Here is an 18,631-nt window from a genome sequence, read left to right on the forward strand (position 1 = left end):
AATGTTAATACAAGGTCTATATACTACCGAAACTTTTAATAAAAACGAAGAAGGCATATCCGCCCAAATCAAATTAAATCCCAAGCACGAAATATTTAAAGGCCATTTCCCAGGAAAGCCTATTATGCCAGGTGTTTGTATGATTCAAATTATAAAGGAACTCACGGAAAGGGGTCTTGGTAAGGATTTGTTTCTATCCATTGCTTCCAATGTAAAATTTATGGCAATTATAAATCCTGAAACCGACCCGACACTGGTTATAGACATAAACCTTAGTGAATTGGACGGTTTGATCAAAATAAAAAGTACTACCACCTTTGGGGAAACAGTTGCCCTTAAACTTAGTGCAACCTTTAAAAGTATGGCCTAAATGAAATTCCTCTGTTTTCTCGTATTACTGATTTCCCAATCGCTTTTCACTCCCGATTTAGCCCAGATTCGCAAGGATTTTAAATTGGCCACCAATAACCGTGAATCAGCCTTGGACTTAAGAGATAAATTAGAGCCTATAACCAAGGAGGACAACAAACTACTGGTAGCCTACAAAGGTGCGGTTATGGCGTTATCAGCAAAATACACCAAGGATAATGTAGAAAGAAAAAACCTCTTTAAAAACGGTGTAACATTATTGGAGTACGCGGTATTGCAAAAACCTGAAAGTATAGAAATAAGGTGTCTTAGATTAAGTATTCAGGAAAATTCCCCTAAGTTTTTGAAATATAAATCCAACATTCAAGAGGACAAGACATTCATTTTAAACCACTACGAAAAGACCAATTCACAAGCGGTCAAGGATTTTGTGAAATCATTTATATTACAATCAACAGAATTTAATACTGAAGAAAAGCAACGGTTTTAACTTTAGTAATTCCTATTTTTGCGAACCATATCTTGTTTTTTCCTTCAAGGAAGAACAACCAAATTGCAAAAAACCGTGTCACAACAAACCACATCCACAACTGAAGCTATGGATCAGCTTAAATGCTGTGTGGTTATACCTACATACAATAATCACAAAACCCTAAAAAAAGTCATTGACGGGGTGTTGCAATACACCAATGATATTATAGTCGTAAATGACGGGTCTACGGATACCACTTCCGATATATTGACCAAATTTCACAATATCCGTACTATTTCCCTTCCGCATAACAAAGGCAAAGGATATGCCTTGAGAAAAGGTTTTGAATTGGCTCTGGAACAGGGTTTCCACTTTGCCATCACCATTGATTCCGATGGTCAGCACTTTCCGGATGATATACCCGTACTTATTGATAGCTTAAATAAAGAAACGTCCAAAAACGTACTTTATATAGGGGCAAGAAATATGGGACAAAAAGACGTTCCTAAAAAAAGTAGTTTTGGAAACAAATTTTCCAATTTTTGGTTTTGGGTAGAAACTGGGGTAAGACTACAGGACACCCAATCTGGTTATAGACTATATCCCATAAAAGCTTTAAAGGATATCACCTTCTTTACAAGAAAATTTGAGTTTGAGATTGAAGCAATCGTAAAGGCCGCATGGAACGGAATACAAGTGAAGAATATCCCGGTAAAAGTAACCTACGATGTCACGGAAAGGGTATCCCATTTTAGACCCTTTGTAGATTTTTCACGTATTAGCCTGTTAAATACTTATTTGGTAATACTCACATTTCTTTATATTTTCCCCCGTGATATAATCCAAAAAATAAAAAAAAAAGGAATTAAAAGATTCTTCTATGAAGACTTTCTAGGCAGTAATGATTCCCATGAAAAAAAAGCACTTTCCATAGCATTGGGAGTCTTTATTGGTTTATCCCCCCTTTGGGGATTCCAAACCTTGATAGTTATTTTCTTGGCCGTACTGTTTAAACTGAACAAAACCATTGCCTTTGCCTTTTCCAACGTAAGCTTCCCTCCATTTATCCCTTTTGTGTTATTTATTAGCCTAAAGATAGGACACTGGGTCTTGGGCACCGAGTTTGACTTTACCTTTGAGGAAGCTGGAGCAAATTTTGAAGTGATAAAACATTTAAAATCCTATATAATCGGTAGCATAACCCTTTCCTTTTTTGGAGCTTTAACCACGGGATTCTGTGGATATATAATATTGAATATTTTTGACAGAAAGAAAATTGCACTTAAAAATGGGTAGTTTTTTATATCGGTTTTATCATTTTGTTGCCAATAGAAGGCTACCTAGCGTCTTTGGTCTGATTGCCCTATTTTCCATCTTAATATTTTTTGCTTCCAAAATTGAATTCGAAGAGGACATAACCAAGCTCATACCAAATAATAGCAGGACTGTAGAAATTCAAAAAGTATTAAAATCAGTAAATTTCTCAGATAAGATCGTCGTTAATATTGTTAGGCAACCAGGGGCAACCATTGAAGAACTAACTGGGTATGCAACTGTTTTCCTCGATAGCATATCCAAAAAATCTTCTTCACATATAAAGAAAATCCAAGGCAAGATAGATGATGGAGACCTAGGTAATACCATGAGTTTTGTCTATGAAAATGCTCCCTTGTTCTTGGATAGGGAAGACTACAATATTATTTCAAAAAGACTCGAAAAGGACAGTATTTCCAAAATCACAGAAAAAAATTACAGAACATTAATTTCCCCATCTGGAATTGTTGCCAAGGAAATGATTCTAAAAGACCCCCTAGGAATTTCCTTTATTGCCCTGAAAAGATTAAGACAACTGGGCATCGGAGAGCAATTTACCCTTAAAGACGGCTTTCTCCTGAGTAAGGACCTGCAAAATATTTTACTTTTTATTACTCCTGTCCACCCTTCTAGTGAAACCGTGGAAAATACCAAATTTGTTGCCGATCTATATGAAACCCAAGAACAGCTGGACCAATTGTTTAAGGACAAAATAAAAAGTGAATATTTTGGTGCCACTTTAATAGCGGTGGCCAACGCTAAACAGATTAAAACCGATATTCAATTAACGGTCAGTATTGCGCTATCCATCTTAATTGTTATCCTGATTCTATTTTATAGAAAAATAACTATTCCCATTATTCTCTTTACCCCTACCCTTTTCGGAGCAATACTATCCGTAGCTGTACTTTATTTGACCAGAGGGAAGATTTCTGCCATTTCCTTGGGCATAGGCTCCGTACTACTTGGCGTTACCTTGGACTATTCCTTACATATCCTAACCCAAATAAGAAATAACCCGTCTATAAGGACACTTTACACCGATGTGGCCAAGCCCGTAATTATGAGCAGCATCACCACTGCCCTAGCCTTTTTATGTCTGCTTTTTCTGGATTCTCAGGCTCTACAGGACCTTGGTATTTTTGCCGCCGTTAGCGTAATTGGCTCCTGTATATTCGCTCTCCTTTTTATACCCCACGTTTACCGGAATAATGACAAAATTAAAATTAGGAACACCCTTTTAGATAAAATAGCTTCCTACAATTTTCATAAAAACAAATGGGGCATTGTTGTTCTTGTAGGCTTGTTGACTGCCAGTATTTTTTTTCACGATAAGGTAATTTTCAATAAGGATATTTCCAAACTCAATTACGAGCCTACCGCACTGATGCAAGCTAGGGAAAGACTGGATGCACTTACCAATATGTCTTCCAAATCCATTTATTTGGCCATATATGGAGAAGATAGCGAAGTAGCGTTTCAAACCAACGATACCATTTACCAAGAATTGGTCCGCTTAAAGAACAAGGGAGAAATTCTTAGTTTTGGATCTATTGGCACCTTAGTTCTTTCCCAACAGAAACAGCAAGAAAAAATTGCACTTTGGAAGGATTTTTGGGACGATAATACTATTGCAAATACAAAAGAAAATCTTATAGAAAGCGGTACGGAGTTAGGATTTAAGCCAAACTCCTTCGATAAATTTTATTCCTTTCTCGACAAAGATTTTAACCTGCTGAACATTTTGGATTACAGCGGCGCAGCAGCTCTACCTATTGACGACTACGTTAATACCGATAATGATTTTACCACTATTACATCACTGATTAAATTAAAGGAGGGAAACGGAGAAAAGGTAAAGCAAATTTTTAAAGGATACCCCAAAACCCTGGTAATAGATAGGCAAGAAATGAATGAGATGTTTTTAGGCAATCTCAAAAATGATTTCAATAAGCTTATTGGCTACTCCCTTGGAATAGTGGTTTTGATCCTGTTTCTTTTTTTCAGGAGCTTTTCCCTCGTTTTGGTAACCAGCATTCCCATTTTGCTTACTTGGTGGTTGACCATTGGTATTATGGGTATGTTTAATATAGAATTCAACATCTTTAACATCATTATCTCCACCTTCATCTTTGGCTTGGGAATAGATTACAGTATATTCATAACCACAGGACTGCTCAAGGAATATGGTAAAGGAGAAAAATTACTCACTACACATAGAACCTCTATCCTCCTATCCGCCATAACGACAATCTTGGGTATCGGCGTACTTATTTTTGCAAAACACCCAGCTTTACATTCCATTAGTCTAGTTTCACTAATAGGCATCCTATCGGCTATTTTTGTTGCTTTTACCATACAACCATTATTATTCTTACTCTTTATTGGAAGTAAAGAAAAACGCCCCATAAGCCTGCGATTACTAATTCATTCCGTCCTCTCATTTGGGTATTACGGTTCCGGTGGACTATTGTTGTCCATATGGAGTGTTACGTTTATGAAAATCCTGCCCTTTAACAAAAAAATTAAAATGAAATGGTTTCATAGAACGATTTCAAAATTCATGAAATCGGTTCTTTATACCAATCCCTTTGTACGTAAAAAAGTAATTAATTTATCAGGGGAAGACTTTAGCAAACCTGCTATAATTATTGCAAATCACACCTCATTTTTGGATATTTTGGCTGTTGGCATGTTACATCCAAAGATTATTTATTTGGTAAACGATTGGGTGTACAAATCTCCAATTTTTGGAAAAGCCGTTCAATTGGCAGGGTTTTATCCTGTATCCCAAGGAATTGACAACGGCCTGGAACATTTAAAAAACAAGGTAGCCCAAGGATACTCCTTAATGGCATTCCCAGAGGGCACACGGTCCAGGACCAATAAAATAAGACGATTCCACAAAGGAGCCTTTTATTTGGCGGAACAGTTCAACATGGATATTGTTCCGGTATTAATCCATGGAAATTCAGAAGTCCTCCCTAAAGGGAGTTTTGTGATAAAAAACGGCAGTATAACGGTCAAGATTTTGGATAGAATCTCACCGGAAGACGACGAATACGGCAAAACCTACCGAGAGCGCAATAAAAGCATCGCTGCCCATTTCAGATCCGAATTTCAAAAATTAAGAAATGAGGTGGAAGGAGACACTTATTTTTTAAGAACCATTCTGGAAGATTATCGCTACAAAGGAGATTCCATCTATCGTGCGGTAAAGAAAGATTTAGAAAATAACTCGAAAATATATTCCAAAATCTCAAAACACATTGGAACTTCAGATTCCATAATTCATCTTTCAAAAGAATACGGGCAACTGGATTTTCTATTATCTTTAAATGCTGTTGATCGCAAAATTTTCACCTATCTTAAGGATGTGGAGGTAAGACCTATTGTAAAAAACAGTTTTATTGCTCAGCAAATAGCCAAATTAATCTTGGTAGAATCAATTGATGAGGCCGTTGAACAGCCTGCGGAGATAATGATCATTGATTTGGAAATAGAAGATTTAAAAGTGCTTGGGCATATAATAAAAAACAATATTCAGATACTGATATTAGTAAAAGAAGCTGCAAAATTGCCTTCGAAAATTATAACGGCAACTGGTTTTGAAAATATTTTGGAAAATGAAAACCTTATTATCCTTGAAAAAATAAAGGCCCAACATAACCCTTAGGGATAGGCGTCGAAAAGCATCCATGTATTTCAATTGGGAGGGATAATAAATAATATACAGTTAGGCAACACCTACCAAAACCCTTAATTGAGCATTGGTTTTGGGAATTGTAAAGAATTCAGCATATGAAAGAACATTACGACATTGTAATTGTTGGAAGCGGATTAGGGGGATTGGTTTCTGCCTTGATAATGGCCAAGGAAGGTTATAGTGTCTGTGTCTTGGAAAAAAACAATCAATTTGGAGGCAACTTACAGACCTTTGTCAGGGATAAAACCATTTTTGATACTGGTGTACATTATATTGGAGGACTTTCAGAAGGCCAAAACCTGAACCAATATTTTACATATTTGGGTATAATGGACCAATTAAAACTCAAAAAACTGGATGAAGACGGCTTTGATATTATAACGTTCGACGATGATCCAATAGAGTACAAACACGCTCAAGGGTATGATCGGTTTGAAAACAGTTTGATAGCCCAATTTCCAGAAGAGGAAAAGGCCATAAAAATTTATAGTAAAAAGCTAAGGGATACTTGTTCCAAGTTTCCATTGTACAATTTAAACAAAGGTAAGCCTTCCTATGGGAGTGATGAAGTGTTTAACTTAAATGCCAAAACTTATATCAATTCCCTTACAGATAATAAAAAGCTACAGGCGGTTTTTGCGGGCACCAATTTTCTTTATGCCGGAGATGGGGAACGTTCTCCTTTCTATGTTCATGCTCTTTCCGTTAATTCCTATATAGAAAGTGCTTACCGATGCGTAAACGGGGGAAGCCAGATTACCAAAGTACTTATCAGACAAATAAAAAAATATGGAGGCGATACTTACAAACACCATGAAGTATCCAAATTCAATGTTAAAAATGGGGAAATTACTTCGGTTGAAACAAAAAATGGAAAGCTTATAAATGGCGACATCTTCATATCCAATGTAGAACCCAAGCTCACCTTAAAAATGGTTGGTGAGGAAAACTTTAGAAAATCCTATACCAATAGAATCAATAAGATTGAAAGTATTATTTCGGCCTTTAGTCTATACATTGTATTAAAACCTAATTCCTTTAAATATCACAATAAGAATTTTTATCATTTTAAATATGGAGATCGGGTTTGGGATGCCCAAAATTACACTCAAGAGAGTTGGCCTGAAGGATATATGGTCTCCATGGGCGTTAATAAAAAAGATGATGGTTGGGGAGATAGTTTGATAGCTATGACCTATATGAATTTCAATGAGGTCAAACACTGGCAAAATACATTTAACACTGTTGCCGCTAAAAATGACAGGGGACAGACTTATGAGGAGTTTAAGAATTATAAGACAGAAATTTTTATTACGGAATTGGAGAAAAAGTTCCCAAATCTTCGAGATTGCATTCAAACGGTTTATGCCTCCACGCCTTTGTCCTATAGGGATTACATAGGATCACATAATGGATCCATGTATGGCTATGTTAAGGACGTAAACAATCCTCTGCATTCATTTGTCTCTCCTAGAACAAAAATCAAAAATCTTTTATTTACCGGTCAAAGTTTAAATATGCATGGAATCTTAGGAGTAACCATAGGAGCAATCATTACTTGTTCCGAGTTGGTTGGAAAAGACTATTTACTGGAGAAAATTTTGGAAGTCAATAAAACTCAAGAGGTGTAAAAATTTTAATATGGGACAAATTAAAACGATACCGATTACCAGGGTAAGCAATATTAGTAAGGAAGATTTTATTAATAAATTTTATAAAACCCAACGTCCCGTTTTAATTGAAAACCTCACTAATGATTGGCCTGCCCGAAAATATTGGAATATAGAATATATACAGGAACGGGCGGGAGACCAGATTGTTCCACTCTACAATAATGAACCTACCAAGGGGAAACAAAACTCTGCCGCCCCGGCGATGGAAATGAAACTGTACGACTACCTTGAAATACTTAAAAACCAACCTACGGACCTTCGTATATTTTTCTACAACATTCTGGATAAAATGCCGGAATTAATTAAGGATATAAGGTACCCTGATATAGGATTAAAATTTTTCAAACGCTTGCCTGTCATGTTTTTCGGTGGTAAAGGCTCAGTAGTGCTGCCCCACTACGACATGGATTTATCAGACCTACTTCACTTTCATTTTCACGGTCACAAAAGTGTTCTTTTGTTTCCACCAGAACAGACCAAATACCTATACAAGGTGCCTTTTTCAGTGCATAATTTGGAATCTATAAACATGGACGAGCCAGATTTTGAAACCTATCCAGCCTTAAAAAAGGCAGAAGGACTTTATATTGAAATGAAGCACGGTGATGCCTTGTACATGCCAAGCGGATACTGGCACTATATTAAATATATGGATGGTGGCTTTTCCATTACCCTAAGGGCATTGCCAAATCGTCCCATATTATTGTCCAAAATGTTTGGAAATCTATTCTTTATGAGGCCATTTGAAAACACAATGCGTAAACTATGGGGGCAAAAATGGGTAAACTTTAAAGAGAAAAAGATGCTTATAAGAACCAATAAAAGGTTTGGAAATCAATAAAATAGGTATTTAGGATGCACCGGATAAAATGGATTATATGTCTTTCTGCCCTGCTAGGACTTTTGGGCTCCTGTGGAATTTCGAAATCCCTTAAGGATAGGCCCAATATAAGCGCCTACAACCCTAAAGTTCCGGAAATAACAAAAACTTCGGATACTTCCTTCGTTTATTCCAATAACCACTTGACTAAAAACAAACAAGGCCTATGGGAGCTCTATGTATCTGGAGACCCCTTGCAAAGGGGCTTAATTACAGGAGCTCTTACAGAAGAGCTATTTCAGCACCAGGAAGCTATATTTTTATCCAAGGTAAAACAATTGGTACCTTCCAAGACAAAAAGATATTTTCTAAAAAAATTCTTGGCCTGGTACAATAGAAAAATGTATAAGAACATTCCCGAGGAAATTAAGGTGGAAATTTGGGGACTATCCAAATACGCTTCTGACGACTTTGACTACATCGCGGAACCATATTCGAGGGTACTTTACCTTCATGGCGCCCATGATATTGGCCATGCCCTACAAGATTTGGCCTTAGTAGGATGTTCTTCCTTTGCAGCCTGGGGGGATAAATCTGATGATGGGAGTTTGATCATTGGTCGGAATTTTGACTTTTATGCAGGGGACGATTTTGCCAAAAACAAAATAATTTCATTTGTAGACCCTACCGAAGGCCATAAATTTATGTCTGTGACATGGGGCGGTATGATGGGAGTGGTCTCCGGAATGAACGAGCATGGTTTAACAGTTACCATCAACGCGGGAAAATCTAAAATTCCGTTGGTGGCCAAAACACCCATCAGTATCGTTGCTAGGGAAATTTTACAATATGCGGCAACACTGGAAGAGGCCGTAGCCATTGCCAAAAAACGCCAAGTATTTGTTTCGGAATCTATTTTAGTAGGTAGTGCCAGTGACAAAAAAGCAATAGTAATCGAAGTCTCGCCACATAATTTCGGAGTATATGAGGTCCCTAATACCAATCAATTGATCTGCTCCAACCACTTTCAGAGTGATGCCTATGCCAAGGACAAAAACAACAAAAAACAAATTTTGGAAAGTCATTCCAACTACAGATATGAGCGACTGGAAGAACTCTTGGGAAACCACGAAAAAATAACGCCTAAAATTGCAGTGGACATCCTTAGAAATAAAGAAGGTCTTAGGGATATGGATATTGGCTACGGCAATGAAAAGGCTTTGAACCAGTTATTGGCCCATCACGGAATTGTATTTAAACCAGAACAAGGATTGGTTTGGGTTTCTTCAAATCCCTACCAATTAGGAGAATTTGTAGCCTATAACCTGAACAAAATTTTTAAGGACAGTTTAAATCACGGGAACAAAACTACCCTTTCCATCGCGAATAAAAACATTAAAAAAGATAGTTTTCTATATACCCTAGCGTATCAAAACTACGAGGAATATAGGTCAATGTCCGACAAAATAAAGGAAGCAGTAACAGACGAAAAACACTTAACTCCTGAATTCCTTGAGAAATTTAAAACATTGAATCCTGAATATTGGGAAACCTACTATTGGGTAGGTCGCTATTATTACCATAGAAAATATTATTTAGCTGCCTTGAATGCTTTTAAGGAGGCAAGTACAAAAGAAATAACTACAGTTCCCAAGGAAGCTCTGGTACATTCGTATATTCGAAGATTAAAACGTAAATTAAAATAATGATCCCTGATATAGAAAAAGCAACCGAGGAAGAAATACAACTGTTACAGGAACAGCGTTTACGGGAACTTATTTCCTATACTACCAAAAACTCGGCCTATTATAAAAGAATTTTCAGAGAAAATAATTTACAGGCCAGCGATATAAATACATTGGCAGACCTGACCAAACTACCCACAACTTCCAAAGAAGACCTACAAAGATATAATGATGATTTTTTGTGCGTAGATAGAAACAAGATTATAGACTATGTAACTACTTCGGGCACATTGGGCGAACCTGTCACCTTTGCCCTAACAGACAATGACCTGAACAGGTTGGCCTATAACGAGGCCATTTCTTTTGACTGTGCCGGTGTTACAACAGACGATATTCTGCAATTAACTACCACTATAGATAGACGATTTATGGCCGGTTTGGCTTATTTTCTGGGAGCTAGGGAGCTGGGAGCGGGAATTATTCGAGTAGGTGCCGGAATTCCTGAGCTTCAATGGGATTCCATCCATAAATTTAAACCAACCTACCTCATTGTAGTCCCTTCATTTTTATTGAAACTCATAGAATATGCCCATAAACATGGAATAGATCCGAACAAGGCAGGGGTAAAAGGTGCCATATGTATTGGGGAATCGCTAAGAAATGATGATTTTTCATTGAACACCCTCGCTGTCAAGATAAAGAAAGATTGGAACATCCCCCTTTATTCCACCTATGCCTCAACCGAAATGAGCACTGCCTTTACCGAATGCAAGGCCCAACAAGGTGGCCACCACCATCCGGAATTGATCATCGTCGAAATTCTGGACGATGAAGAAAAACCCGTTTCAGTTGGTATGCCCGGAGAACTTACCATTACTACCTTAGGTGTCGAAGGCATGCCTTTACTGAGGTTTAAAACTGGTGATATTGTTAAAGCACATACTGCCAAATGTTCCTGCGAAAGGAATACCTTACGCCTAGGACCCGTTATTGGTAGAAAAAAACAGATGATAAAGTACAAGGGTACAACATTATATCCCCCGGCAATGTACAACGTACTCAATTATTTTAATGAAATAGAAGCCTTTGTAATAGAAATTGCCCATAACGATATAGGAACTGATGAAATTTGTATTAAAATTGCAACACAGAATCCTACAGATACATTATTACAAACAATTAAGGATCATTTTAGGGCAAAGTTAAGGGTACTCCCTAAGATTGAATTCCATGATTTTAAAACCCTTCAGGAATTGCGATTTCCCAAAATGAGCAGAAAACCAGTTATTGTAATAGACCATCGACTTTAATTTAGGAATTTAGGCTTAGTACACCCAACACTTTAAATTTGTAACTCTTCCGTTAATTTCCTACATTATAAAGCCATACAGGCAGAATTCCGTTCCTTAAACCATTTCCAGTCTTTATAGGTATATTTTTTTGTTTGGACCACGAAACTAATCACCAAAAATATATTTGCATTAAAATTGGTATTACATTTGATTAATCATTGGCAATTCCAGTGTATCACTATGAAAAAACAAATATTCATCTGCATTCTAATATTTTGTATACCCTTTATGGGCATTGGACAAAAGTTAGACAATCAGGAAATAAAGAATTTAATCGATTCCTATAAAAAGGACATCCGAGGACCCTATAAGGAGATTCGTTGGTTTTGCACGGATGGCAGTATACGCCAACCTAAAGATCCATGTCCCGATAATATTGGACCTGGAGTTCAGCACGCCACCTATAAAAGCTCGGTAACCGATCTGGGCAAGACCAACCACATCTACTTGGGGCAGATTTTAGCCTATACGACCAAAGAGGAATTTTGGGACTCAGCACATAATAACTCCCGACTTAAGCAGTATCAACTGGACAAGTACTTAAGAACTGTTGATAATGGCTGGATTTTACAAAAGGGTCAGTTCTATCGTGGAGCACTACAGGCCGAGGATGAAGAGGCCTGGGGCGTCGATTTTTATAAATGGCTATTATCAAACACCGAAAATTTAACCAAAAACTTTTATCTCATTCGACAGTCCTTAAAGGATATTCCTCACAATGGAGATGATAATCTAGCCCAAATTATTAGGAGCGATTCCAAGGTAATATCAGATTTAGTGCCAGAATTTATGGACTTAAGGGTTAAGATCCATAGTCAACCTGATGCTGGTGATATTAATAGAGTAAAGGATTTTAAAGCTAATAATAGCAACAAGCTATCCAACGAAAATAAAGCCAAAATTGATGCTTTAGTATCCACCATGACCAATTTCTACAAACCAGTAGATATTGCGCAGATACAAAAAAGCACTCCCCTAGTAAAGGATAGCCCTATCGGGGTATCAATTAAAACCTTTGCGGCCAGCTACAGTGGAGAGAAAAATGCCGCAGTACTTATTCCCGCTACGGCCGAATTGCTTTTAGATATAAGACAGGCCGTCCTAAAAGAAGAAAATGCGATTGCCCGCCTGCAATTATTGGACGCCTCTTTAAAATTGGAAGAAATAATATTCAAGAATTCGCCCCAATGGCAACCAGAAGATCTAAATGGGTTGTTGGATAAGGTATGTTATTTGGGCATGGCGAATGCCGGGGCAGGATATATAGAACTTGCAGAATGGGAACAGCTTAATTTATCCATTAAGGGGTCCAATACAAGCACTATGTCTCTTGGGCAACTGACTACTGTATTGGAAAATGCGCGTAGGGAAGTGGAATGGAGTTCTTCCATGGTGAAGGCAAATTATCAGGAAATAGTAGATATTTACACCACTTTTGAACCAAAGGCTTACGGATTTATAGACGATAAAATAAGAGGCTCCATTGCGTTGTACCTAGGCCAGACCGTAGGGGAATTGGGCGATATCATTGCACAGGAATCCGCTTTGACCAATAAGGTCCTGGACATAGACAACCAAAGTGGCCTACGCGGTCTTAATCCGGGGTATGCCTTGGGCGAATTGGTAGTGGTCAGCGGTTCTCCCGATGAGATCGAGGTGTCCTCGGACAAAATTTATGTTTTTCAACGTCCGCCTTCCGATCTCAAACCAATTGCTGGTATTGCCACAGTTTCAGAGGGCAATATGGTTTCCCACGTGCAGTTATTGGCACGGAATATGGGCATCCCCAATACCGCCCTTGGAGATGACAATCTAAAAAGTCTTCAAAAATATAACGGAGAAAGAATATTCTATGCGGTGTCCAATAAAGGCAATGTTATTATGAAGTTGGAAAAGGATATGTCCGAAGAGGAACGCAATTTGTTTGTCAAGATAGAACGCAAGGAAGAAAGAATAGAAGTGCCTATAGAGAATATAAGGTTGGATGAAACAGCAATACTAAACCTAAGATCGGTTGATGCAGAGGATTCGGGTAAACTTTGTGGTCCAAAGGCAGCCAATTTGGGACAGTTAAAAAAGATGTTCCCTGAAAAGGTGGTTGAAGGCCTGGTTATTCCTTTTGGCATATTCCGGGACCATATGGACCAACCTATGCCCAATCAATCGGGCAGCTATTGGGAGTTTCTAAATTCCACCTTTAAGCAAGCAGAGAGCATGCGTTCAGATGGCATTTCGGAAGGGGAAGTAGAGAACTATCAATTACGGCAATTGGAAAGCTTAAGAGAGGCTATAAAGGTAATGCCAATGAAAGCCGAATTCATTTCCCAATTGGAACGCGACTTCAAGGAAGTGCTGGGCAAGGCTATTGGCGAAATCCCTGTTTTTCTTAGAAGTGACACCAATATGGAGGATTTAAAGAATTTTACCGGAGCGGGATTAAACCTCACCATTTTCAATGTTGCTGCCAAGGAAAAAATAATCTCGGGAATTAAGGACGTTTGGGCTTCCCCTTATTCCGAACGTAGTTTTAAATGGCGACAAAAATACCTCCTAAACCCTGAAAATGTTTTCCCCTCCATTTTGGTCATCCCTAGTGTGGACGTAGATTATTCTGGCGTACTGATTACCAAAGGGATAAGTTCTGGCAATCCGGAAGATTTGACCATTGCTTTTAGCAGGGGCGCCGGTGGTGCAGTCGATGGCCAATCGGCAGAAACTTATTTAATAAAGGATATTGGAGGTACCCAACTGCTGGCACCAGCTAGGGAAATGTACCATAATCGACTTCCAGCCACTGGAGGAACAGAAAAACGAATGTCCACTTTTGAAAATTTCATCCTAAGCCAGGAAAATATTAAAGAAATAAGGGATTTTGCCAAGACTATTCGTATCACTATGCCCAAGGAAACAAAATCGGATTATGAAGGGGCCTATGATGTGGAATTGGGATTCCAAAACAATAAACTATGGTTATTCCAAATTCGGCCTTTTGTAGAAAACAAAAAGGCGTTAAGTTCCAATTATTTGGAATCTATTACCCCAAATATTGATTTGAACAAAAACATACCACTTTCTAAAAAAATATAAGATGCGCAAGTATATTAATTATATTGTTTTACTACTGATCTGTTCGGCATTTACCACTGCGAGCTATTACCCCATTGACGGTTATTTGCACACAGGAATCAAGCGATTGAAGTATTTGGAACTCGTAAAAAGTGGGGAACTCAAATCTACCACTGTAATTCCACCAGGGGCTCAAAAGTCCTATATGGATATTGAACTAAATCTGCTTTCCAAAAAGGAGGACAGTGTGGGGGCCTTTCTAAAGGTAGATGAGCAATTCCAGAAAGAAATCAATTCACTGTTTAGGGGATTGGACAAAAGTTATTCCATTGCCGTTTTGGATATTTCCGATATTGACAGTGTTAGATTTGCCAAGCGAAATGAAACTGCCGGCTATCAACCTGGTAGTGTAGGCAAATTGGCCGTAATAGTTGCATTGTTTAACCAATTGGAGAAATTGTATCCGGATTCTTTTGAAAAACGACTGGAACTTTTGCGTTCAAAATCCGTAAAATCGGGCGTTTGGGGTTTAACCGATGAGCATACGGTACCCATTTTTAATTTGGAAACGAATAAACTTCTAAAAAGACAGGTAATCGCCAGTGATGTTTTTACCTTGTTTGAATGGGCAGACCATATGCTTTCCGTTAGCAACAATGGTGCGGCCAGTATTGTATGGCGGGAAGCCCTATTAATGGCCGCCTTTGGTGATTCCTATCCCACCCTGACCCAGGAACAAGCGGATACGTACTTTACAACTACCCCAAAAAAGGAATTGACAGATTTGGCCAATGACGTGGTAAACCTGCCTTTAAGGGAATTAGGAATTACTACGGATGAATGGAGATTAGGGAGCTTTTTTACTTCAGGCCCCAATCGATATGTAGGAGATAAAGGGGGCAGTATTGGTTCTCCTGTTGGATTGTTGAAGTTTTTAATTCAATTGGAACAGGGCAAGGTGGTGGACGAAGCCTCCAGCTTGGAGATGAAGCGACTTATGTATATGACGGACCGAAGGATTAGATATGCCCAATCCCCGGCCTTAAAGCCCGCTGCGGTTTATTTTAAATCGGGCAGTTTATATAAATGTGACAGAAGCAAAGGTGAAGCCTGTGGAAAATATATGGGCAATGTAACCAACTTTATGAATTCTGTGGCCATTATAGAACATCCGGACAATTGCAAATATATGGTGGTACTGATGACCAACGTATTGCGAAAGAATTCGGCTACGGACCACATGACCTTGGCCAGTAGCGTCGACAAAATTATTAAACGATAATTTTTCTAAAGGCAGTCAGAATCTCGGCTGCCTTTTTTCTTGCCTTTTCATTGGAATCTTCCAAAACCATTTCCAGTATGGGAATAAATTTGGGGTCCCGGGTTTTTTCGATTAAGTAAAGAACCGCTAATTTTAGCTTGATGTCCTTTCGCTTTAAAAGGGCCAAATAGCTTTCGGATTCGCTCAAGACCTTTACATTTAGATTCTTTAAATTTTCTTCGGAAATAGCACCTGCCTGTATAATGGATTCCGCCACAGGAATCAATTCCTTTTTAAGCTGAATATCCAGGATATTATCCAAAAATTCAATGGCATGTATACGCTGTTCCTCTTTTCCTTTTAATATGGCGTTTAGAATAGGATCCACATCCTGTGGGGGATATTTTATCCCCAAAAATTGAAAAATCCGCTGTAATTGCCTGTCCAACCTTAGTTCCAGCAAATGTATCAGGCCATTCCTGGCTTCATTTTCTTCCTTGGACTCCAGTTTTTCAGGGTTCTTTTTATACTGTAAAACTATTTGGGTATGAATTACAGACAGTGTACTTTGGTATAGATGGCACTCGTCCAAAATCTTATCCACAATAAAACGGTCCTTTATTTTAAGATGGGGATACTTCCATTTTAGGTGTTTTAAGGCTTCAATAGCCTCAATTTTCACCGTATGTTCCATATCTTCGGTAAGTTTTATCAAGGTATTGATGGCCTTTTGGGAAGCGAACTTTCCAATAACCATAACCACGTAGGCGGTATCATCCGGATCAATGGTTTCTTTTCGTAATCCCTCAAACAAAATATCGATGATAGGCTCCCCGTAAAAGTAGAGGGCCTCCATAGCTGATTTTCTGGTATCCTTACCCGATAATTTGGAGATAATAATATCAATAAACTGCTTGTCCAAGGTTTTGGATGCCGCCAGAATTGCAGTATTGATCGTCTGATCGTCCTCCAAATTAAGATGGGCATATAATACCTCATAAAACCTTTCTACTTTGGCATTTCCTATGGTTTCCAAAATGGCAAGGATTTTATTGGTCCTTTCCAATTCGGAAGTGCTTTGCGATAACTGGGATAAGGCATGTTCAATTTTTTGTTCCAAACTAAATCGGTCCTGCATTATCCTATTATTTCGCAACTCCATGGACAAACCAATTAGGGCCGCATTGGCAATGGTGTTGTCCTCCACCGATAGATATTTATCCAAAAGGTCCACAGGGTTTAGTTGATAGTGCTTTAACAGGTACCTAAACGCAGAAGTGGTCACTTGTTGATCCTTATCCAAGACCATGGACTCTATTGCAGGACATAAATTTTCCGTATTTAAAAAATACAGGTTTTCAATGGCCAAAGCCCTTACCTTGGCAGATGGATTATTTAATAAGCTTTTGATGGCTATAAAGAAACGTTCATCCTTAACTTCCAATGTTTTATTCAACATATGCAATATCTGATTCTCGTTCCCCGTTTCAAATACCCTGATTACCGTTTCTATAATGGAAGTAACTTTAATTTCCGACTTGTTCGCCTTCTCTTTTTTAAGAGGGCTATATTCCAAGAGACTCTTGAAAGAAATTATATATTCATTCCTTAGGTGATAAATAAAATACAGCCAGATCAAAATAAGACCTATAATAATTATACTGATATAGGTAGAAGATATTTCCAGTCCGTTTATAAAGAAGATAAGAATAAAGCCCGCAAGCCCAGTAGCTATGCTGTCCACTACAACATCTGTAAATGTTTTGGTCTTCTTTTTAATTTCTATGGGAATGGGTATGGAAAGTAATTCCGTTGCTGCCTTATTTACCGACTGTTTTAAACTTCCGTCCACGATTTTTATAAACACCACTACCCAAAGTTGAGGCACCACCAGTAGTAAAAAAGAGCCCAGTAATATTCCCGAAGGTAACCACAATAAAGATTTACCAACGCCAAAAGTTCCCACTATACGTTTGGTAAGGAACAATTGTATTAAAAGGGAAATAACGCTCAATGTGGAAAACCAAAATCCAAAAAAAGAGGTTAATTCATCTTGGTTCTGAAAAAATTTAGAGGCATAATCACTGTACTGATAATCTACCAACTTGGCCACTAAAACGCTTATTCCTATGACCACCGCAATTAAACTAAGAAGTTTGGATTGTTTGATCAGCCTAAAAGGGGATTCGGCTTTAGGATTGGAGCGACTGGACACCTGAAAAGGATTGAGTTTCAAAACTTCGTTTTTCCAGATGTAACGCGTTATGGGCAAGCAGCACATTAGGAGGGCAGCTGCGACAAACAATAAATCCTCAGTGTACAGGATATTGGTCAAAAGGGAAGTTAAATAACCCCCAAATATACCCCCGGCAATAGCACCGGCACCAATAAAGCCAAAAACACGTTTGGCCTCCCTAACATTATAAACCAAATTGGCCATTACCCAAAACTGTGAAGCGGTCAACAATCCAAAAATAGCCACCCAAACATAAGGGATATATAGTATCAATCCATCACCGAGATTAAAATTAAGGGCAAGACCGAATATCACCAAGGAAATAACGGAGCCGATCAAGGTGCGATCTACAATACCATTCAGAGGGTACTTTTCTAAGGCCCTATCATAAAAAAAAGAGCCCACTACGGCCATTATAGCTGTTAAAACATAGCCGAGTGGCAGTGCTTCTGAAGTAAGTTCGGAAAGAAAAAGGGAATTTATGGTAGGTTTTACGATCAATAAAACCGTAATGATGAGGAATATATTTAATTGAAGGAGAAATGTCTTGGTCAGTTCCTCTTCTTTTAAATCAAATGCCTTTAGAATGTATGTTTTAAACGTTTTAATAAATGAAATCAGGTAGTTCAATTTTTAGGCGTTTTAAAAAAAAATTCAACAGCACTCCTATCTAAAAT

At 38.1% G+C, this 18,631-nt stretch carries 11 protein-coding genes; 10 read left to right on the plus strand and 1 reads right to left on the minus strand.

Annotated features, from left to right (window positions below; all coding sequences use genetic code 11):
• Position 1 precedes the first annotated feature (1 nt).
• From H4O18_RS19240 to H4O18_RS19285, 10 genes are all read left to right on the plus strand, one after another.
• On the plus strand, positions 2-370 hold the full coding sequence (locus H4O18_RS19240) for an ApeI family dehydratase (RefSeq protein ID WP_187587678.1): 369 nt from the start codon (positions 2-4) through the stop codon (positions 368-370).
• Positions 371-859 (plus strand): hypothetical protein, encoded by a 489-nt coding sequence (locus tag H4O18_RS19245; RefSeq protein WP_187587680.1) that lies wholly within the window; start codon positions 371-373, stop codon positions 857-859.
• 108 nt (positions 860-967) lie between these two features.
• Positions 968-2,137: a DUF2062 domain-containing protein gene (locus tag H4O18_RS19250; protein WP_187587745.1), complete on the plus strand. Its 1,170-nt coding sequence runs from the start codon at positions 968-970 to the stop codon at positions 2,135-2,137.
• A complete protein-coding gene (locus H4O18_RS19255) occupies positions 2,130-5,831 on the plus strand; it encodes an MMPL family transporter (RefSeq protein WP_187587682.1) in 3,702 nt (1,233 codons plus the stop codon). Before H4O18_RS19250 ends, H4O18_RS19255 begins: the two co-directional genes overlap by 8 nt.
• 125 nt (positions 5,832-5,956) lie before the next feature.
• A complete protein-coding gene (locus H4O18_RS19260; RefSeq protein WP_187587684.1) occupies positions 5,957-7,492 on the plus strand; it encodes a phytoene desaturase family protein in 1,536 nt (511 codons plus the stop codon).
• 10 nt (positions 7,493-7,502) lie between these two features.
• Positions 7,503-8,375 (plus strand): cupin-like domain-containing protein, encoded by an 873-nt coding sequence (locus H4O18_RS19265; RefSeq protein WP_187587686.1) that lies wholly within the window; start codon positions 7,503-7,505, stop codon positions 8,373-8,375.
• Positions 8,376-8,389: 14 nt separating this feature from the next.
• A complete protein-coding gene (locus tag H4O18_RS19270; protein WP_187587688.1) occupies positions 8,390-10,060 on the plus strand; it encodes a C45 family autoproteolytic acyltransferase/hydrolase in 1,671 nt (556 codons plus the stop codon).
• Positions 10,060-11,349: a flexirubin biosynthesis putative acyl-CoA ligase FlxY gene (gene flxY / locus H4O18_RS19275; protein WP_187587690.1), complete on the plus strand. Its 1,290-nt coding sequence runs from the start codon at positions 10,060-10,062 to the stop codon at positions 11,347-11,349. The genes H4O18_RS19270 and flxY overlap by 1 nt, the downstream gene beginning before the upstream one ends.
• A gap of 222 nt (positions 11,350-11,571) precedes the next feature.
• Positions 11,572-14,478, plus strand: a complete 2,907-nt coding sequence (locus H4O18_RS19280) for a PEP/pyruvate-binding domain-containing protein (RefSeq protein WP_187587692.1) — start codon at positions 11,572-11,574, stop codon at positions 14,476-14,478.
• A 1-nt stretch (position 14,479) separates the two neighbouring features.
• The gene (locus tag H4O18_RS19285) at positions 14,480-15,739 is read left to right on the plus strand and encodes a serine hydrolase (protein WP_187587694.1); all 1,260 of its coding nucleotides are present in this window, start codon (positions 14,480-14,482) and stop codon (positions 15,737-15,739) included.
• Here H4O18_RS19285 and H4O18_RS19290 read toward each other — a convergent pair.
• Positions 15,729-18,584, minus strand: a complete 2,856-nt coding sequence (locus tag H4O18_RS19290; RefSeq protein ID WP_246474459.1) for an Npt1/Npt2 family nucleotide transporter — start codon at positions 18,582-18,584, stop codon at positions 15,729-15,731. The genes H4O18_RS19285 and H4O18_RS19290 overlap by 11 nt on opposite strands.
• Positions 18,585-18,631 lie beyond the last annotated feature (47 nt).

Source organism: Arenibacter arenosicollis (assembly GCF_014397245.1).
In the GTDB taxonomy this organism is placed as follows: Bacteria; Bacteroidota; Bacteroidia; order Flavobacteriales; family Flavobacteriaceae; genus Arenibacter; species Arenibacter arenosicollis.